The 19,800-nt window shown below is 62.2% G+C and carries 16 protein-coding genes; 5 read left to right on the plus strand and 11 right to left on the minus strand.

Annotated elements, in window-relative coordinates; all coding sequences use genetic code 11:
- Nucleotides 1–904: 904 nt before the first annotated feature.
- Both ASC85_RS04660 and ASC85_RS04665 read right to left on the minus strand, forming a co-directional pair.
- The gene (locus tag ASC85_RS04660) at nt 905–1,339 is read right to left on the minus strand and encodes a DoxX family protein (RefSeq protein WP_057448445.1); all 435 of its coding nucleotides are present in this window, start codon (nt 1,337–1,339) and stop codon (nt 905–907) included.
- 100 nt (nt 1,340–1,439) lie between these two features.
- On the minus strand, nt 1,440–2,861 hold the full coding sequence (locus ASC85_RS04665) for a transglycosylase SLT domain-containing protein (protein ID WP_057448446.1): 1,422 nt from the start codon (nt 2,859–2,861) through the stop codon (nt 1,440–1,442).
- Nucleotides 2,862–3,096: 235 nt separating this feature from the next.
- Here ASC85_RS04665 and ASC85_RS04670 point away from each other — a divergent pair, with 235 nt between their 5' ends.
- The 3 genes from ASC85_RS04670 to ASC85_RS04680 all read left to right on the plus strand — a co-directional run bounded on the left by ASC85_RS04670 (nt 3,097) and on the right by ASC85_RS04680 (nt 6,159).
- On the plus strand, nt 3,097–3,903 hold the full coding sequence (locus ASC85_RS04670; protein ID WP_057448447.1) for a TatD family hydrolase: 807 nt from the start codon (nt 3,097–3,099) through the stop codon (nt 3,901–3,903).
- Between the two features lie 141 nt (nt 3,904–4,044).
- Entirely contained in the window at nt 4,045–5,526 is a 1,482-nt protein-coding gene (locus tag ASC85_RS04675; protein ID WP_057448448.1) for a methyl-accepting chemotaxis protein, read from the plus strand.
- A 258-nt stretch (nt 5,527–5,784) separates the two neighbouring features.
- Nucleotides 5,785–6,159 (plus strand): hypothetical protein, encoded by a 375-nt coding sequence (locus tag ASC85_RS04680; RefSeq protein ID WP_057448449.1) that lies wholly within the window; start codon nt 5,785–5,787, stop codon nt 6,157–6,159.
- Between the two features lie 12 nt (nt 6,160–6,171).
- Here ASC85_RS04680 and ASC85_RS04685 read toward each other — a convergent pair whose 3' ends face one another.
- The 3 genes from ASC85_RS04685 to ASC85_RS04695 form a co-directional block, all read right to left on the minus strand.
- On the minus strand, nt 6,172–6,969 hold the full coding sequence (locus ASC85_RS04685) for an acyl-CoA thioesterase (RefSeq protein WP_057448450.1): 798 nt from the start codon (nt 6,967–6,969) through the stop codon (nt 6,172–6,174).
- A gap of 161 nt (nt 6,970–7,130) precedes the next feature.
- Nucleotides 7,131–7,892: a CHAD domain-containing protein gene (locus ASC85_RS04690; RefSeq protein WP_057448451.1), complete on the minus strand. Its 762-nt coding sequence runs from the start codon at nt 7,890–7,892 to the stop codon at nt 7,131–7,133.
- Between the two features lie 105 nt (nt 7,893–7,997).
- Entirely contained in the window at nt 7,998–8,288 is a 291-nt protein-coding gene (locus ASC85_RS04695; RefSeq protein WP_057448452.1) for a hypothetical protein, read from the minus strand.
- Between the two features lie 207 nt (nt 8,289–8,495).
- Here ASC85_RS04695 and ASC85_RS04700 point away from each other — a divergent pair, with 207 nt between their 5' ends.
- Nucleotides 8,496–9,533, plus strand: a complete 1,038-nt coding sequence (locus ASC85_RS04700) for a patatin-like phospholipase family protein (RefSeq protein ID WP_003199314.1) — start codon at nt 8,496–8,498, stop codon at nt 9,531–9,533.
- 74 nt (nt 9,534–9,607) lie between these two features.
- Here ASC85_RS04700 and ASC85_RS04705 read toward each other — a convergent pair whose 3' ends face one another.
- The 6 genes from ASC85_RS04705 to kdpF form a co-directional block, all read right to left on the minus strand.
- Nucleotides 9,608–10,306 carry a response regulator gene (locus tag ASC85_RS04705; RefSeq protein WP_057448453.1) on the minus strand — a complete coding sequence of 233 codons (699 nt, stop codon included), beginning with the start codon at nt 10,304–10,306 and terminating at the stop codon, nt 9,608–9,610.
- Nucleotides 10,307–10,370: 64 nt separating this feature from the next.
- Nucleotides 10,371–13,022, minus strand: a complete 2,652-nt coding sequence (locus ASC85_RS04710; protein ID WP_057448454.1) for a sensor histidine kinase — start codon at nt 13,020–13,022, stop codon at nt 10,371–10,373.
- Between the two features lie 238 nt (nt 13,023–13,260).
- A complete protein-coding gene (kdpC, locus tag ASC85_RS04715; protein WP_057448455.1) occupies nt 13,261–13,806 on the minus strand; it encodes a potassium-transporting ATPase subunit KdpC in 546 nt (181 codons plus the stop codon).
- Nucleotides 13,807–14,067: 261 nt separating this feature from the next.
- Nucleotides 14,068–16,122, minus strand: a complete 2,055-nt coding sequence (gene kdpB, locus ASC85_RS04720; RefSeq protein ID WP_156395613.1) for a potassium-transporting ATPase subunit KdpB — start codon at nt 16,120–16,122, stop codon at nt 14,068–14,070.
- 11 nt (nt 16,123–16,133) lie between these two features.
- Nucleotides 16,134–17,828, minus strand: a complete 1,695-nt coding sequence (gene kdpA / locus ASC85_RS04725) for a potassium-transporting ATPase subunit KdpA (protein WP_057448457.1) — start codon at nt 17,826–17,828, stop codon at nt 16,134–16,136.
- Nucleotides 17,829–17,836: 8 nt separating this feature from the next.
- Nucleotides 17,837–17,926, minus strand: a complete 90-nt coding sequence (gene kdpF / locus ASC85_RS04730) for a K(+)-transporting ATPase subunit F (RefSeq protein ID WP_032833236.1) — start codon at nt 17,924–17,926, stop codon at nt 17,837–17,839.
- Between the two features lie 391 nt (nt 17,927–18,317).
- Here kdpF and eat point away from each other — a divergent pair, with 391 nt between their 5' ends.
- Nucleotides 18,318–19,682, plus strand: a complete 1,365-nt coding sequence (gene eat / locus ASC85_RS04735; protein ID WP_057448458.1) for an ethanolamine permease — start codon at nt 18,318–18,320, stop codon at nt 19,680–19,682.
- Nucleotides 19,683–19,800: the final 118 nt, after the last annotated feature.

The following is a 19,800-nucleotide window of genomic DNA, read 5'->3' on the forward strand; positions in this document are numbered from 1 at the left end:
TCTGACGCGGCGGCTGGCTGGGGTGAGCACCGAAATGAGCTTGAATGTGCTCGCTTACAATTTGAAAAGGGTGATGAAAATCCTTGGTGCGCAGGGTYTGATGRAAGCGCTGGCGGCCTGARARCCTGCCGTTTTGCCCCGTTAATCAAGCTAYGRAGCCTTGCTAGCGCTTGTAGGGGGCGCTTGGAGCTACAGGAACGCTTCAGGTTTTAATCAGTTGGCCAACACCTGTCGGCACTACGTGCCGACGATGTTTTTATCGGTTTTTACACACTCTGGGCCCAGCGCGGCTATCCCGGCATCCATGCCGGGATGCCCACTGCCGTTTTGCCCCGTTAATCAAGCCTACGGAGCCTTGCTAGCGCTTGTAGGGGCCGTTTGGAGCCACAAGAGCGCTTCAGGTTTTAATCAGTTGGCTAACACCTGTCGGCACTACGTGCCGACGATGTTTTTATCGGTTTTTACACACTCTGGGCCCAGCGCGGCTATCCCGGCATCCATGCCGGGATGCCCACTACGCAATGCCTGCGTTCGGCCAGCGTGGTTTAACGGGGCGTCCAGATCAAGATCTAAAGCAAGAGCAAGAGCAAGAGCAAGACCGGGGGACACATGCCAGCATCTTTGGGGCTGAGCCACCGCTATCGCGAGCAAGCTCGCTCCCACACAGAATCTCCAGTGAACACAAAATTATGTCCGACACAAAAACACTGTGGGAGCGAGCTTGCTCGCGATGAGGCCGGCACATCCAACATCACCGCAAACTGACACACCGCCTTCGCGAGCAAGCTTTGCTCCCACAGCCAAAACAACAAAACCAAAAAAACGGCGCTTTCCCATTTCTGGAAGAAGCGCCGTTTTTCCGAAGTGAACAGCATCACGTACAAGACGGGTTCAAATCGTGCACTCAACCCGCAATGGCGCGATCGACCGACAGCTTGCCCGCACCTTCGATCAGCACCGCAATACTGCCCGCTAGCAACGCCAGGGCAAATTCATAACCGTTGTTGGCCATGAACAAGCCGTTACCGATGTGCACGGAGAAAATCGCCACCAGCGACAGAAAGGCCAGGCCCAGTGCGGCAGGACGCGCCAGCAGACCGATGATCAGCGCCAGCCCGGCGAAAAACTCGGTACCGCCCGCCAGTGTCGCCATCACGTAGCCCGGGGTCAGGCCGATGCTTTCCATCCACTGCGCGGTGCCTGCCAAGCCGTAGCCACCGAACAGGCCGAAGAGTTTCTGCGAGCCGTGGGCAGCGAATATGACACCAACGGCGATGCGCAGGACAGTCAGGCCGTAGCCAGCGCGGGTAAACAAGACTTTATTGATCAACGAGCTCATGCGGGTTCATCCCTAGGTATGTGGTTGTTGGTCGCTATATTAATCAAAAAAACTTGTACAAAAAACGCAAAAAATGCGAGATACAAATCGAATTTATCGATTATTTTCGCTGGGCGACCTTTTGATTTCCAGGTTCCAGCGACTCTCGCTCACGATCAAACGCCAAGTAGTACTTATTGACACTATTAACGTAGCTGACGGCGCCCATTCCCACCTGCTCCATCGCAATACGCTCGACCTGGAAAAACCACTGGTTGGGGTTCAGGCCCCGCCGCCGGGCCTCGGCTCGCATACCTTGGACGCGCTCGGGGCCCATGTTATAGGCGGCCAGGACGAAGGCCATGCGCTCGCGCTCGTTGAGCTTGGGGCTGGCAAAGAACTTGCGGCGGATGAGGGCCAGGTACTTGGCGCCAGCCTGCACATTGGCATCCAGGTTCTGGATGTTATCGACTCCGACGCGCTGAGCCGCCGATGGAGTGATCTGCATCAGGCCGGTGGGGCCTGTGCCGCTGCGGGCGTTGGGTTGCAGGGCTGACTCCTTGAAAGCCAGGGCCGCCAGGTTGAGCCAGTCCATGCCTTGGGCATCGGCATGTTTTTGCAGCACCGGACGCAGTTTCTCCAGGCGTTGGCGATCAGCCCGGGCCAGCGGATAGTGGACCTGGTACAAACGACGGTAGATGCGCAGGAATGCCGCGTCCTCGTTGGCGGGCACCTTGTAGGTCGCCAGGAATCGATCGATGCTCGCCCGCAGCATGGCGGCGTCACGGCGAACGAACCAATACTCGTCACTCGGCTCGCCGATCAGCACCTGACGGTCGAAGCGCAACTTGGGCAGGATCTTGCTCCAGCGCTCGGCGATGGGCTGCTCGACGATGGTCAAATGGAAAATCCCACCCTGGACCATTTCCAGGACATCCTCCACCGCCAGGGTGGGATCGACCCATTCGACCTTCACCGGCGGCAGTTTGAGCAGCGCCAGTTTCTGGTTGATCTGGCTCACCGCGTCCCCCGCCGCGCTGCCGGTGGGCAGGGCCAGGGTCTTGCCGGAAAGTTGCTCCACGCGGGTGTAGCGCTTCTCGCCCTTGATACCCACCAGCAGCAACGGCACGTCGGTACGGATCGGATCGCTGGCGCTGACCGCATGGCCGGCCTGCAGCTCGAGCAACTCACCCGGCGCTACCAGGTCGCCCTCCCCGCGCTGCAACGCGCCGAGCAACTGGTCCTTGGCCATGGGGATGATCTTGAGGGTGATTTCCTGGCCATCCCGGGCGTGGCCGTTGAGGTATTGCTCGAAGGCTCGCAGCCGATGGTATTCGACGCCAATGGGTTGGCCCTGGACTTCACCGGAGCTGTTGCGGCTCTGGTTGACCAAAACCTTCAACACACGGCTGCTGCGGATTTGCGCCAGGTCGCGCACCGTGCCCGGCGCCACCGCCTGCACCGGCCCGGGCAGCCGCGCCTCGGCCGGCATTGGCAACAACAGCGAACAACACAACAGTAGCAATACCTGGGGACGTGTCATCCACTCTCCGGAAGGAATACTGCGGACCGCCTCCCTTGAAAACGAGGCTGAGTCGACAGAAACAGAGCGCCTGGGGCGCTGAAAAAGTGCGGAAGACTGGCACAGTGATGGCTTTTATACCAACCCGATGTGTCTCGCGGCCTTAACAGACAACCTCAACTCGTTGTAGTTCTTGGCTTTTCTTATAAATCTACAGCTCTGATATGCTTTCCAGCCTTTGGGCCGAGGTAGCACCATGCAACTCATCGATATCGGCGTCAACCTGACCAACCCCAGTTTCGCCGACAAACATCAGGCGGTGCTCGAGCGCGCCTATGAATCAGGGGTCTGCCAACTGATCTTGACCGGCACCAGTATCGAGGGCAGCGAACAGGCCCTGGAACTGTGTCAACACCTCGACGACACGGGCGAGCGACTGTTTTCCACCGCCGGCATTCACCCCCACAGCGCCAGCGACTGGACCGCCGACAGCGCCCGGCACCTCAAGGATCTGCTGATGCACAGCCGCGTGCGCGCGGTGGGTGAATGCGGACTGGATTTCAACCGGGACTTCTCTCCCCGACCGCAACAGGAAAAGGTCCTGGAAGAACACCTGGCCTTGGCGGTCCAATTGCAATTGCCGGTGTTCCTGCATGAACGCGATGCCGACCAGCGCTTGCTGGACATCCTCCGGGATTTTCGCGATCAGTTGCCGGCGGCCGTGGTGCATTGCTTTACCGGTGAAAAAAAGGCGCTGTTCAGCTACCTCGACCTGGACCTGCACATCGGCATCACTGGCTGGATCTGTGACGAACGCCGGGGCACGCACCTGCACCCGTTGGTGCGCGAAATTCCCCGCGGTCGGCTGATGCTCGAAAGCGACGCACCGTACCTGCTGCCCCGCACGCTGCGGCCCAAACCCAAGAATGGCCGCAACGAACCGGCCTACCTGACGGAGGTCCTGCGTGAAGTGGCCTTGCACCGGGGCGAAACCCAGGAAGACCTGGCAGCCCACAGCACCGCCTGCGCCCGGGCGTTTTTTGGTTTACCCACAATATCCTGAACCCTGCAGATCCCTGTGGGCCCACATCAAAACCCTGGGGTCGATGTTGTCTGTTGACCCACATCAAAATCCCGTCACCTGAGTAGCGGCAGAATAATGGCACCTTGCCAATGCTGTTTCCGCTATCAGAGAAGACCTTCCATGGGTGCCTGGCTTAGCAATATCTCGTTGAAATACAAATTCTGGGCGGTCAATGCGGTCGCCTTTGTCACCACCTTGCTGCTGGTGCTCTACGCGGTGCACCTCGAACAGCAGGCGCGCAACCACGCGGCCCAGGCGAACGCCCAGGCCCAGGCACACCTGCTTGACGCCTGGCCTGCCGGAACGCCCTTGCCCAAGGTCGACTATCTCCTGGCATTCCAGCGCGACCAGGTCCCCGTTCTCAACGAACAACCGTTGCCTTCGCTGGCGCAGGCCAACGGCTGGGTCGAACTCGAGGCCGGGTTGCTGTTTGGCGACGACCCACTGCTGGGCGCCCAAGTGATCCGTCGAGGTGACGGCCAACAACTCGCCGTGCTGGCCCAAGGTGTGAGCCTGAGCCAAGTGTTCGGTGAACGCTTCAGCCAATACGCCGCAGCCGTGTTCGTGTTGATGCTGGCGATGCTGGGCGCCTCGCAGCTGTTGATCCGTTTTCTGCTCAGCCAACTCAACACGCTCAAAGACGTGATGCTGCACGTGGAAAAAACCGGCGACCTGTCCGCACGCGTGCCCCTGGCCTGCAAGGACGAAGTGGGCCAGATGGCGGCAGCGTTCAACGCCATGCAGGCCGGTTATCAACGGGTGGTCGACACCGTTGCCAGCACCGCCCGGCAGTTGGACAGTGGTGCAGCGCGCCTGGCGTCGAGCATGAACGATGTTCGCCACGGTATGCTCGGCCAGCAAAGCGAAACCGACCAGGCGGCCACGGCGATCAACGAAATGTCCGCCACGGTCTATCACATCGCCCAGCATGCCGGCGCCACCCGCGACCTGTCGAAAACCGCCGACACCCTGGCCGGCAACGGTCACGAAGTGGTCGCCCGGGTGCAACAGTCGATCACCGGGTTGTCTTCGGGTGTGCAACAGACCGCCGAAATGATCCAGCGCCTGGCCGAGGACAGCCAGAAGATCAATGGTGTGGTCAGTGTGATCCACAGCATCGCCGAACAGACCAATCTGCTGGCCCTGAACGCGGCCATTGAGGCGGCACGGGCCGGGGAAATGGGCCGGGGTTTTGCCGTGGTGGCCGACGAAGTGCGCAACCTGGCCAAGCGGGTACAGACCTCCACGGACGAAATCACCACCATGGTTTCGGCCCTGCAAGCCGGGACCCGGGACGCGGTGGACTTCATGCAGGAGAGTTCGCTCAAGGCCGACGATTGCGTGCAACAGGCCCGGGAGGCCGGCGACGCGTTGGCACAGATCACCGCAGCCGTTGCGCAAATGCGCGAGAGCAACACCCAGATCGCTGTCGCGGCCGAGCAGCAAAGCCACGTCGCCGAGGAAATGAACCGAGCGGTGGTGAGTATTCGCGACGTGACCGAAAACACCGTGCGCCAAACCGTCGACTCAGCCACCACCAGCCACGAATTGGCGACGTTGGCGGGCGAGTTGAGCAAGGCGATCGGGCAGTTGAAACTGTAGAACACTGGCTTGCCCGAGTTTCCCTGTGGTGAGGGGATTCCCTCTGTGGGAGCAAGGCTTGCCCGCGATGGGCGCAATGCGGTCTTTGGTGAACCGAGGTGCCTCCATCGCGGGCAAGCCTTGCTCCCACAGATAAATCCCCTTGCCACAACAGCAAACTGTATGGCCACCTATCGCTTCGATAGCCAACCGCCATTCGCCGCCTCACCCGACCGGACCTATCCTTGGATTATTCAGCTTCAATCAAGGAACAGCATCATGGGCAAACGTCACCCCAATCTTCCGGCCTGGCAATGGCGCGCCTACCCAGACAATCATCGGCACCCCACCAACCTGGTGTTGCACCTGATTGCCGTGCCGCTGTTCATCATCGCGTTTCTGCTGATTGTGTCGGGGGTGTTCAGCTTGAGCCTGGGCGATGTCGCCATCGGCATCATCGGCCTGCTCGCGGCGCTCGGCTTGCAACGTCACGGACACAGCCTGGAGGCCCAGGCCTCCGAGCCGTTCAGCGATCACAAGGATGCCGTGTCACGCCTGCTGGTGGAACAGTTCCTGACTTTCCCGCGGTTCTTTCTCAGCGGTGGCTGGTGGCGCGCCTGGCGGGAGCGCCACCGTCACCACCGCAAGCCTTGACCGAAGCAAGTCTTAACCAAAGATAGTGACCGTCTGCCGACTCAGGGCGATCAAGCGGCCATCGGCGCTCCAGAACTTCGCGGCGACATGGCCGTAGCCGTCTTGGGCGTGCTCAATCTCGGCCAGGTACTTGCACCAGTCCAGTGTCGTGAGTTCCAGCAGCGGCTGGACGAACTCGATGGTCCACGTGAGCGTACTGCCCGGGGCCATTTGCGTGAGGTGAGGCAATAGGGCTGGAGGCCAGGCATCGACCAAGGCCAGGATGTGGCTTTCGTTCAGCGGCTCCTCTTTCACGTCCCCGCGCAAACGCACCCAGCCGCCCATGCTCCGGGACTTATTGCCCGTGAATGGCAGGCCACCGACACTCCAGCACATTGCCAGGTGCCGCATGAATTCCGGCGTACCGCCCTTGATGTAAGGCAGCTCCTGGCATTGTTCCACGTCTTTGAATTCAGGCGCGGGGTCGGCCTGCACCGCCACTACGGAAGAGCGCGATGCGCCGAAACTGCCTTGCACCACGGTCACCACCTGGCCGTTCTGTACCGCGCGCCCCAACACCTGGCTGACTGCCTTGCCTTCACGCAATACGTCGACTTCGAAACTGACAGGAACATCGGGTTCGACCGGGCCGACAAAGGTGATCGCCAGCGAGCGCACCGGGCGGTCCGCCGGCACTTGGGCACGCATCGCCTCATATTGCAGTGCCGCCACCAACCCGCCAAAACTGGCCCGACCCTGGCCCCATTCAGGCGCGATGGTCACCGCACCTGGCTGCCGGCGCACGGCATCGATCAAATCGGAAAAGCGCATGACGACCTCGAAAACAGCGAAAAGGATGAAGGGATCTTAACCAGCCCGGGCTGGTGGCACAGGGCTCATTCCGGCCAAAGAGACTGACAGAAAAGCCGCAGTCTTTGAATTCCCCCAAACCAATGAGCAAGCTCGCTCCCACAGAGGGGGATGTGCTGGGTTCAGGATTTTTCGAAGCAACTGGCAATCAGCTTGTCGAGCACCTTGTCGGACTTGGCCTCGGCCTTATCCATCGCAGCGTGCCAGGTTGGCACACAGGCGTGCAGATCGGTTTCTTCCTTGGCCCTTGCCAGCCATTGCCAGCAATCGTGCCAGTCACCCAGCGTGGCCTGGGCGGACTTGAGCCGGGGCATGGCCGCTTCGGGCAGGCGGTCGAGTTCAGGGTAGGCTTCGATGGCGTAGCGCACTCGCTTGATCAGCAGGCGCAATCGATGGCGGTCATGGGCCGGATCGCGCAGGGCTTCGCCGAGTTTTCCCCACTGTTTGTCCAGGCGCTTTTCGATGCGTTTGCGCAAGCCCTTCAGCAGCCTCTCACGCTGGGCGGCGCGAATGAAGCGCGGGAAGGCATCGAGGATCATCAACAACTGCGCCAGTTCATCACTCGCGGCCACGGCGGGATAAGCCTCGGCCATTTGCAACTGGCGCCGCCGCGCCGCCTCGGCCTGGCCATGCTGCTCCAGGTAAGCGGCCAACACCTCCCGGTCGCGCAAGGGCGTGGTCAGGGTGCCGACCGCCGCCGCAGCCGTTTCCAGCTGTTCGACGCCGGGCAACCCACGCAATGGACGCAGCAGGCTGCGCAAACGGCGAACCGTGGTCCGCAGGTCATGCAGCGCTTCGCTGTCGGTATGGGCATTCAAGCGGGCCTGACAGGCCAACAGGCGGACTTCCAGGCCCAGTATCCGGGCCACCAGCCGATCAATCATGGACGTACTCCGTACACAGCGTTGAGCATCAAGCCGCAAGCTACCAGTGAAAAACGATTCTGCGTCCTTCCCTTGTAGCTTGCAGTTGAGTGCTTGTCGCTGCCTTTATCGTCCGGCGCGGGACTCGCGAATGTAGAAACGCGCCTTCTCGGCTTTCTTGGCGCAGCCTTCGAACGCTTCGAATTGCTGCTGGGTCTTGGCGCCCGTCAGCAGGGACAGGGCCTTGGAGTAGCTGACGGTGCCGGCAAAACCTTCGGCCTTGGCCAGGTCCAGTTCACGCCAGGCGCTGTCGAGCTGGCTGCCACAACTGTCGCGGTAAGCGGTTTTGCCTGCGCAACCGGCCAAGGCCAAAACCATCAAAGAAGCCACCAAGGGCAGGCGGATCCGGGCTTTCATCAATAACACCTCAAGTCAGGTCAACAGTCGTGCTATTAAGACGGTGGCAACGGCGAAAAGTGCCTTGCTTGACCGCGTAAATTCAAGTGTGGGCGAGCATACGCAAATGCCGCCATGGCGTGTCAAAAAACGACGCGTGCGCCACAACGATTGAGCCAAGTCGTCGATGGGTGCATTGTTGAAGTCTGTTCGACAAGAGGCCGGGTCATGACAAAACGTGTCGCATTGGTATTGGGTTCGGGTGGCGCCCGGGGCTATGCCCATATCGGGGTGATCGAAGAAATCGAACGACGTGGCTACGACATTGCCTGCATCGCCGGTTGTTCCATGGGCGCGGTCGTGGGGGGGATTTATGCGGCAGGCAAGCTTGAGGAGTACCGCAACTGGATCGAAAGCCTGGATTATCTGGACGTCCTGCGCCTGGTAGACGTCAGTTTTCGCCTGGGGGCGATCCGTGGCGAAAAGGTCTTCGGGCAGATCCGCAAGATCGTCGGCGAAATCAACATTGAACAATTGCGCATCCCCTACACCGCGGTCGCGACAGACCTGACCAACCAGCAGGAAATCTGGTTCCAGGAAGGTTGCCTGCATCAGGCAATGCGCGCCTCGGCAGCGATTCCCAGCCTGTTCACGCCCGTGATGCAAGGCAACCGCATGTTGGTGGATGGCGGCCTGCTCAATCCATTGCCGATCGTGCCGGTGGTGTCGAGCCACTGCGACCTGATCATCGCGGTCAACCTCAACGCCACCAATCAGAAACAGTATCGGTTACCGGTGATCCCGCGCCCCGCCGCGTTCCGGCGGCGCTTCGACACCCTGGTCAGCTCCCTGGGTTCGCGCCTGCCGTTTCGCCGCAAACAGGCCGAGCAGCTGTTGCTGCTGGAGCAGGAAGCCTTGAAGGCCGAAGCCGCTGACATCAACCCGTGGATCGACTCGGCCGAGCCCGAAGGCCAACAACCGGCCGCCGCGCCAGAGAACGAAGGCGCACCGAAATCCGCCACCGGCTCGTTCATCATCGATAACGTCGGCCCGGCGTCGTTGCTGGATTTGATCAACCAGAGTTTCGAAGTAATGCAGACCTCGCTGGCCCAGTACAAGATTGCCGGTTACCCGCCGGATGTGCTGATCAACGTGCCGAAACGGGTGTGCCGGTTCTTCGAGTTCTACAAGGCGCCGGAGCTGATCGCGTTGGGGCGAGAGATTGCCAGCGATACTTTGGATCGGTATGAGAGCGACCAGAACTGAATGTGATCGCAGGCCTCCTGTGGCGAGGGGATTTATCCCCTCGCCACAACAGTGCTTGGCTTGAAACTTTGTGGCTAAACAGCACCCTCCCCCAACAACCGATACCCCACCCCCGCCTCGGTCATAATGAACCGCGGTCGGGTCGGGTCGTCGGCCAGTTTCTGGCGCAGGTGGCCGACCACGATCCGCAGGTAGTGACTGTCGTCGGTGTGGGTCGGGCCCCAGATGTCCTTGAGCAGTTGCTGCTGGGTAATGACCCGCCCCGGGTGCCGCGCCAGTTGCGCCAGCACGGCGTACTCCTTGCGGGTCAGGGCCACTTCGGTGCCGTCCAGCAGCACCCGTCGATACGCCAGGTCCACCGTCAGCGGGCCGAACTTCAGCGCGGCTTCCTGTGGCTCGCCCGCCGGGGCCTGGCGCAACAAGGCGCGGATGCGGGCGAGAAATTCCTGGATGCCGAACGGCTTGGTCACGTAATCGTTGGCACCGTTATCCAGCGCCTCGACCTTCTGCGCTTCACTGGCCCGCACCGAGAGCACCAGCACCGGCACCGTCGACCATTGGCGAAACTCGCGTAACACCTGCTGGCCGTCCATGTCCGGCAGGCCAAGGTCGAGCACCAGCAGATCGGGTTTGTTCAGCGCCGCTTGGGCAAGCCCTTCAGTGCCAGTGCCGGCTTCCAGCACCTTGTAGCCTTGGGAACTCAGGCTGATGCGCAGGAATTTGCGGATTTGTGGTTCGTCATCGATGACCAAAAGGGTCGCGGTCTGGCTCATGGCGCTCGTTCGTTGCAATCAGGTGAAAAGGCAAGCAGATAGGACGAGAGTAACCCAGCGCCGCTCAAGCTTCATCGTCCATGCCCGGTTGTGCCTGCAAGGGCAGGTGCAACGTGATGCAGGTGCCGCGTCCGTCGAGGCCATCGGCCACGCTGATTCGCCCACCATGGGCACCGACCATGCCCTGGCAGATGGCCAATCCCAACCCCGTGCCCTGCCCGCCCCGGTCACCGCGCGCGGCGGTATAGAACATGTCGAAGATTTTCTCTCGCTCTTGTTCAGGGATCCCGGGCCCCTCGTCAGCCACCGCAAAAAACACTTCGCTGTCGGTCGCCCCGGCGCTCAGCAGCAGCCGCCCGTGGGCCGGCGAGAATCGCGCAGCGTTCTCCAGCACGTTCACCAGGGCCTGTTCGATCAACGCCGCATGGACATACAACAAGGGCAGATCAGCAGGCACCTCGACGCCGACCGCCAGCGGTGCCAACACCGCCCGCAAGCGGTTCAATGCGCTGCCGACGATATCGGCCGGCGACACCCAGTCCCGCGCCAGCTTCAGGGCGCCGTGGCCAAGACGGGTCATGTCCAGCAGGTTCTGGATGTAGCGATCCAGCCGCTCGGCCTCATCGCGGGTGCCTTCGAGCAGTTCGCGGCGATCGGCCAGGGGGATCGCCTCCCCCAGCGCCAGCAGGCTGTCGATGCTGCCGCGCATGGACGTCAGCGGCGTGCGCAAGTCATGGGACACCGAAGCCAGCAAGGCGCTGCGCAGTTGCTCGGTTTCACCGTGCAGGCGCGCCGCTTCCAGGTCCTGGGCCAGTTGCGCCCGGGCCAACGCCTGGGCCAATGGTTGACTGAGGGCCGCCAGCAAACGGCGACGCTGGCCGCTCAACGGCTTGCCTTCGTTCGGGCACACACCCAGCAATCCCAGTGGCCCGCCTTCCGCTGACAGCGGCCACCACCACCAGCGTCCGGATGGTAGCGTCCCGGTGCCGGCACCGGCGGGCTGGTCGTGCTGCCAGGCCCAGTCGGCCGCCGCACGTTCGGCCTCGGTGAATGTCAACGGCTCGCCGGTCTCGACCTTCCAATCGCTCTGGCCGTCGCGATTGAGCAGGCAGAGCTGCAAGTCGTGCAAGCCGTTGAGGTGCTGCGCGGCGGCGCTGATCACCGCCTGGCGGTCGGTGGCGGCAGTGAGTTTGCGCGACAGGTCGAGCAGTTCGCCGGTTTCCTGCTGGGTGTCGCGCAGGGCCTGCAACTGGCGACGCTGGCGAGCGGCAAGGTTGCCGGTCAGGGCCGCCATCAGCAGGAAAAACACCAGCGTCAGCACGTCTTCTTCGCGCTGGATGGTGAAGGAAAAATTCGGCGGGATGAACAGGAAGTCATAGGCCAGGAACGACAGCGCCGCGCAGGCCAGCGCCGGGCCAAGGCTGCTGCGTACCGCCACCAGCAACACCGCCATCAGGAACACCAGGGAGATATTGGGCAGCGCCAGCCACCCCGAGATCACCCAGGCCAATGCGCTGGCCGCCACGGTCGCCAGCAGCGCCAGCATGTAGTCGAACCCGGTCTGGACCGCGCTCGAACGAACGCGGGCGGGACGGGGCTGTTCATCGCTGTCCAGCACGTTGATTTCCAGTCCCCGGGCATCGCGCAACAAGCGTGAAGCCAAGCCACCGCCGAACAACCGTCGCCGCAAACGCGGCCGGGACTGGCCCACCAGCAGTAGCGTGGCGCGACGTTCGGTGGCGTGCTGGATCAAGGTCTTGGCGACTTCGCCGGCCCGCAACAGCACCACTTCGCCGCCGAGACGTTCAGCCAACTGCTGGGCATTTTGCAGATACTGTCGCGATGACTCGTCGTGCGCGACGCCGCTGTCTACGTGGACCAGGCTCCACGGCAGATGCCGGCGCTGGGCGACGCGGCTGGCGTGGCGCACCAGACGCTCGGCCTGCACATCGGCGCCCACCCCCACCAGCAAGCGTCCGCGCACCGCCGGCGCGGCCTGGCCCAGTTGCCGATAACCCTGGGCCAGGTCGTTGTCAACCTGGGCGGCGGCGGTCTGCATGGCCAGTTCACGCAGCGCGGTCAGGTTGGTCTGGGTGAAAAACGCATCGATCGCCGCTCGCGCCTGCTCCGGCACATAGACCTTGCCATCACGCAGGCGCTCCAGCAGCTCGCGCGATGGCAGGTCGATCAACAGCAGTTCATCGGCTTCCTGCAAGACCCAGTCCGGCAGTGTCTCGCGCACCTGCACACCGGTGATGCCGCGCACCTGGTCGTTGAGGCTTTCCAGGTGCTGGACATTGACGGTGGTGTAGACATCGATGCCCGCGGCGAGCAGTTCCTGAATGTCTTGCCAGCGTTTGGCATGACGGCTGCCGGGGGCGTTGCTGTGGGCCAGTTCGTCCACCAGCACCAGGGCCGGGCGGGCCGCGAGCAGGCCGTCGAGGTCCATTTCTTCGAGCATGACGCCGCGATATTCCGAACGCACCAGCGGTTGCTGCACCAGGCCGCCGAGCAGTGCTTCGGTTTCGGCACGACCATGGGTTTCCACCACTCCGGCGACGACTTTCACGCCTTGACGCAGTTGGATGTGGGCTGCTTGCAGCATCGCGTAGGTCTTGCCGACACCGGGCGCCGCCCCCAGGAAGACCTTGAGCCGGCCACGGTCGTTGCGGGGCAGATTGGCTAACAGTGCGTCGGCGCGGCCGGAGTCGCTCATGGCGTGGAAATCTCTTTCAAATATTGATCAAACACCCTGTGGGGAGTCGGACCTGTGGGAGCAAAGCTTATGGGAAGTGGACCTGTGGGAGCAAAGCTTGCTCGCGATCAAGGCGACACAGTTCAACGGATGGACCGCGTTATCGTTCATCGCGAGCAAGCTTTGCTCCCACAGGCTTTGCTACAGCAGGCTTTTGCTGCAGCAAGCTTTGCTCCCACAGGCGCCACTCCCACAGGTTTTACAGTTTTTCCAGGGCCAAGTTCAGCGCCAGTACATTCACCACTGGCGGGCCCACCAAGGATTGCTCGGTGTTGTCGTCGAGCAGTTGCTGCAAGGTCGAGGCCGGCAGGTTGCGCGCTGCGGCGACACGCGCCAGTTGATAGGCAATCGCCGCCGGAGGCAAGTGCGGATCCAGCCCGCTGGCGGAGGTGGTCAGCAAGGCCAGCGGCACCGGGCCCTGGCCGGGCACCTGGAGTTTTTGGGCGTCATCGATCACCCGCGAGGCCAAGGCCGGATTGCTCGGGGAAAAGTTGCTGGCACCGCTGGCGACCGTGGCGAAGGCACCGGCCGATGGCCGTGGATGAAACCAGGCATCGCCGGTGAAATCCTGGGCGATCAGCGTCGAGCCACGGACCTTGCCGGCCGCATCGACGATCAGGCTGCCATTGGCCTGGGCGGGAAAGGCGACTTGCGCCACGCCAGTGACCACCAGTGGGTACGCGACACCGGTGATCAGGGTCATCAGTAGTAACAGGCTCAAGGCCGGGCGAATCAGAGTGGACATTTCAAAATCCTCGAATAAGAAACAGCTAACTTCCAGGCAAGGAGCTTGCTCCCGCGGGGCTCTGTAGGAGCTGGCGAAGCCTGCGATCTTTTGATCTTGATCTTGATCTTGATCTTGATCTTTCGCTTGAGGCTCAAGTGGCAGGGGAAAGATCGCAGCCTCGTTGCACTCGACAGCTCCTACACAGCTCCTACACAGCTCCTACACAGCCCGGCGGGAGCAATCTTCCTGCAACAAAAATTGGTTCACCGCACGTCAGGCTCAAACCAGGTGCAACGCCGTCAGCAGCATATCGATCGCTTTGATCCCCACGAACGGCACCACGATCCCGCCCAGGCCATAGATCAGCAGATTGCGTCGCAACAGCGCCGCCGCACTTGCCGCTTGCACTCGCACGCCACGCAGGGCCAGGGGGATCAGCACGACGATGATCAAGGCGTTGAAGACGATGGCCGACAGGATCGCGCTCTGCGGGCTGCTCAGGTGCATCACGTTCAACACGCCGAGCTGTGGATAAATCGAGGCGAACAGCGCCGGCAGGATCGCGAAGTACTTGGCGATGTCATTGGCGATGGAAAAGGTGGTCAGCGCCCCACGGGTCACCAGCAGTTCCTTGCCGATCTGCACCACGTCCAGCAACTTGGTCGGGTCGCTGTCGAGGTCGACCATGTTGGCCGCCTCCCGCGCGGCCTGGGTGCCGTCGTTCATCGCCATGCCGACATCGGCCTGGGCCAGGGCTGGGGCATCGTTGGCACCGTCGCCGCACATGGCCACCAGCCGACCGTCATTTTGCTCATGACGGATACGCGCCAGTTTTTTCTCCGGCGTGGCCTCGGCCAGCACGTCATCGACACCGGCCTCGGCGGCAATCGCGGCGGCGGTCAGCGGGTTGTCGCCAGTGACCATCACCGTGCGGATCCCCAGCTTGCGCAGCTCGGCAAAGCGCTCGCGAATGCCAGGTTTGACCACGTCCTTGAGGTGGATAGCGCCGAGCAGCTTGCCGTCCACGCACACCAGCAACGGCGTGCCGCCACTCTGGGCGATCTTGTCGACCTCCCGCGCCAGTGCCTGCGGCAACTCATTGCGTGCAAGGCCGATGAAGTCCAGCAACGAGTCCACGGCGCCCTTGCGGTAGATGCGGCCCTGATAGTCGACGCCGGACAAACGGGTTTCAGCACTGAACGGCACGACCGTCAGCGCTTCGACGCCAGGCTCAGACTGTGGATGCAAACCCCGCAGGTACTCGACAATGGACTTGCCCTCGGCCGTCTCGTCAGCCAACGAGGCGAACAGCGCGCCTTCGGCCAGTTCCTTGGTGCTCACTCCAGGGGCGGTATAGACCGCTGTACAACGACGATTGCCAAAGGTGATGGTGCCGGTCTTGTCCAGCATCAGCACATGCACGTCCCCCGCCGCCTCGACCGCACGGCCGGATTTGGCGATCACGTTCAGGCGCACCAACCGATCCATCCCGGCGATGCCGATGGCCGACAGCAGCCCGCCAATGGTGGTGGGAATCAAGGTGACCAGCAGCGCCACCAGAAACACCAGCGGCAGGCTGGCGTTGGCGAAATGGGCGAACGGTTGCAGCGTCACCACCACCAACAGGAAGATCAGCGTCAGGCCGATCAACAGGATATCCAGCGCCACCTCGTTCGGCGTTTTCTGGCGCTTGGCGCCTTCGACCAGGGCGATCATGCGGTCCAGGGTGGACTCACCGGGATTGCTGGTAATGCGCACCAGCAGCCAGTCGGAGACCAGCCGCGTATTGCCGGTGACGGCCGAACGATCACCGCCGGACTCGCGGATGACCGGCGCCGATTCGCCGGTGATCGCAGCCTCGTTGACCGCGGCGATGCCTTCGATCACTTCACCGTCGCCGGGGATCATGTCGCCGGCCTCGACGCGCACCACATCGCCTTTGCGCAGACGGGTGGCGGGGATGATTTCAAAACCGTTGGCGGTCTGGCGACGTGCGTTGAGGCCCTCGCTGCCGGCCTTGAGGCTGTCGGCCCGGGCCTTGCCGCGGCCTTCGGCCAACGCTTCGGCGAAGTTGGCGAACAGCACGGTGAACCACAGCCACAGCGCGATTTGCGCGGCGACAAAGGTCGGCACGGCGTTGTCGGGAATGAAGCACAGCACGGTGGTGAGGATCGCGGTCAGTTCCACCACCAGCATCACCGGGGCGCGGTGCAATTGACGCGGGTCGAGCTTGACGAAAGCTTGCACCAGCGCTGGCCGCCACAGGGCCGAGATTGCGGTTTTCGGTTGCTCCGGCGCCTTGGCGACGACGGTTTTGCTCATCGGCATATTCATTTTCATATCCCTCAGAAGCCCAGGCTCAAGTGTTCAGCAATCGGCCCCAGGGCCAGGGTCGGCAGGAAGGTCAAGCCGCCCACCAACAGGATGGTCACGGTCAACAAGGTCACAAACAACGGACCGTGGGTGGGGAAGCTGTTCTGGCCAATCGGCGCGGTCTTCTTCAAGGCCAGGCTGCCGGCCAACGCCAGCACTGGCAGGATGTAGCCGAACCGGCCGATCAACATGCCCAGGCCCAGCATCAGGTTGTGGAAAGGTGTGTTGGCGCCGAACCCGGCAAATGCCGAACCGTTGTTCGCTCCCGCCGAGGTGTAGGCGTACAACAACTGGCTGAAACCATGGGCACCCGGATTGCTCACCGCTGCGGCCGGGCCGGGCAGGCTGGCGGCGACGGCACCCAGCACCAGCACACTCACGGGCATCACCAGCAGGGTTGCCACCAACAGTTGCACTTCCCGGGCTCCCAGCTTCTTGCCCAGGTATTCCGGGGTACGACCGATCATCAAGCCGGCCAGGAACACCGCGATCAGCACGTTCAACAGCATCCCGTAGAGCCCGGCCCCGACGCCGCCGAAGATCACCTCGCCGACCATCATGTTCACCAGCGACACCATGCCACTGAGCGGGTTGAGACTGTCGTGCATGCCGTTGACCGAACCGTTGGACGCTGCCGTGGTGGTCACCGACCACAGCACCGTGGCGGTGGTGCCGAAGCGCGCTTCCTTGCCTTCCAGCGGTGCAGCTTGCTCGACGACCGGGTTGTTCAGGGCCGGGTTGGGCTGGTATTCGGCCCACAGCGACGTGGCACCGCCGATCAGGAACAGGGCAAGCATGCAGGCGATGATCGCCCGGCTCTGGCGCAGGTCCTTGACGTAATGGCCGAAGGTGAACACCAGCGCGGCGGGAATCAGGATGATCGAAGCGACTTCGAACAGGTTGCTCCAGGCCGTCGGGTTTTCGAACGGATGCGCCGAGTTGACGCCGAAGAAACCGCCACCGTTGGTGCCCAGTTGCTTGATCGCGATCTGGCTGGCGGCGGGCCCCAGCGGGATGACCTGGTCGACGCCCTGCAGCGTGACCCCGTGCACATAGTGCGCAAAGGTCTGCGGCACGCCCTGCCAGACCAGGAACAACGCCAGCAGCAGGCACAGCGGCAACAGCCCGTAGAGGGTGGCGCGGGTCATGTCGACCCAGAAGTTACCCAGCGTTGCGGCGGACTTGCGCCCGATGCCGCGACACAGTGCCACGAGCACGGCCAGGCCGGTGGCGGCGCTGACAAAGTTCTGCACAGTCAGGCCGACCATCTGGCTCAGGTAGCTCAGGGACGCTTCACCGCTGTAGGACTGCCAGTTGGTGTTGGTCATGAAACTCACGGCCGTGTTGAAAGCCTGGGTCCACTCCATGCCGGGCAGTTGTTCGGTATTGAGCGGCAGATATCCCTGCAGCAGCAGAATGGCGAACAGCAAGACAAAACCCGCCAGGTTGAACGCGAGCAAGGCCAGGGTGTATTTCTGCCAGCTCTGCTCAGCAGTGGCGTCGACACCGGCCAGGCGATAGCAACCGCGCTCCACCGGGCCGAGGATCGGTGAAAGCCAAGTGCGCTGGCCTTCCATCACCCGGTAGTAAAAACGCCCCAGAAACGGTGCCGGAATCAGCACCAGGGCGAAAAAGGCGAGGATCAGCCCATAGTCATAACCGTGCATAGCCGCTCCTAGTTCCGATCTGCGCGCAATAGCGCAACCAGCAGATAAATGAACAGCGCCCCTGCCAGCAGCAGCGACACCCCGTCCAGAACACTCATGGGATTTCTCCGTAGTACGGCGTCGTGCCGTGTGTGGAGTGATTGTCGGCAGGGAGGCTGTAAAGGAACGAGATCGAGAGCGGGTCTGGGGGGTAAAGAATCCGTAAAAAGTGTTGGCTGGGCTGGCCTCATCGCGAGCAAGCTCCCACAGGAGATCTTCTGCGAACACGGATTTTGGATTCACAACAGAACCATTGTGGGAGCGAGCCTGCTCGCGATGACGCCAGAACAGGCAACGTCGCCCTCAACTGGGGCACAAAACCAAGCCATCCGGCAGCGAACATCCCCGATACGACACGATTTCACCCATTACGACTGCCCTCGCCACACTGGCACGTCCACTGCACTGCCCCTCCCCAGCGCTTTTGCTATGGATCGAGGGGAGCCACCGATGAACACACAACTCAAACCCACCCTGGGCACCCTGCATTTATGGGGTATTGCCGTCGGCCTGGTGATTTCCGGCGAGTATTTCGGCTGGAGCTACGGCTGGGGCGTGGCCGGCACACTGGGCTTTTTGGTGACGTCCTTCATGGTGGCGGCCATGTACACCTGCTTCATTTTCAGCTTCACCGAACTGACCACCGCCATTCCCCATGCCGGCGGACCGTTTGCCTACAGCCGTCGCGCCTTCGGCGAGAAAGGCGGGTTGATTGCCGGCCTGGCGACGCTGATCGAATTTGTCTTCGCCCCGCCGGCCATTGCCCTGGCCATCGGCGCCTACCTGAACGTGCAGTTCCCGGCCCTGGACCCGAAACACGCAGCGGTCGGTGCCTATATCGTGTTCATGGGCCTGAACATCCTCGGGGTCAAGCTGGCCGCGACGTTCGAGCTGATCGTCTGCGTCTTGGCGGTGGCCGAACTGCTGGTGTTCATGGGCGTCGTGGCCCCGGCGTTCAGTTTCAGCAGCTTTGCCCTGAACGGCTGGGCCGGTTCCGATGTGTTCGGCGCACCGGCCATTGCCGGCATGTTCGCCGCGATTCCCTTCGCCATCTGGTTCTTCCTGGCCATCGAAGGCGCGGCCATGGCCGCCGAAGAAGCCAAGGACCCGAAACGCACGATTCCCAAGGCTTACATCAGCGGCATCCTGACTTTGGTGATCCTGGCGATGGGCGTGATGTTCTTCGCCGGCGGCGTCGGCGACTGGCGCACCCTGTCGAACATCAACGATCCCCTGCCCCAAGCCATGAAAACCGTGGTTGGCGAAAGCTCCGGCTGGCTGCACATGCTGGTGTGGATCGGCCTGTTCGGCCTGGTGGCGAGCTTCCACGGCATCATCCTTGGCTACTCGCGGCAGTTCTTCGCCCTGGCCCGCGCCGGTTACCTGCCCGCCTCCCTGGCCAAACTGTCACGCTTCCAGACGCCGCACCGGGCGATCATCGCCGGTGGGCTGATCGGCATCGCGGCGATCTACAGCGACGGCCTGATCAACCTCGGCGGCATGACCCTGACTGCGGCGATGATCACCATGGCCGTGTTCGGTGCCATCGTCATGTACATCATGAGCATGCTCAGCCTGTTCAAATTGCGTAAAACCGAACCCAACCTGGAACGTACTTTCCGCGCCCCGGGCTATCCGATCGTGCCGGGCATCGCCCTAGTCCTGGCAGTGGTGTGCCTGGTGGCGATGGCCTGGTTCAACGCGCTGATCGGGCTGATCTTCCTCGGCTTCATGGCGGTGGGTTTCGTCTACTTCATCCTCACCGCACAGCTGCGTGCAGACGCTCCCGTCGATGCGATGCTGACCGGGCTTTGAGGTGAAGCTGGCCGAACGGGCGTAGTATTGAACCACTGCGAGCAACCTTCGCTCATAAGTGGTAGGTGCGATGGATCGGCGAAATGTTCGTCCGTCCATCGCCCCCTCAAGGAGAGCC

This window comes from Pseudomonas sp. Root401 (assembly GCF_001425105.1).
GTDB classification, from domain to species: domain Bacteria; phylum Pseudomonadota; class Gammaproteobacteria; order Pseudomonadales; family Pseudomonadaceae; genus Aquipseudomonas; species Aquipseudomonas brassicacearum.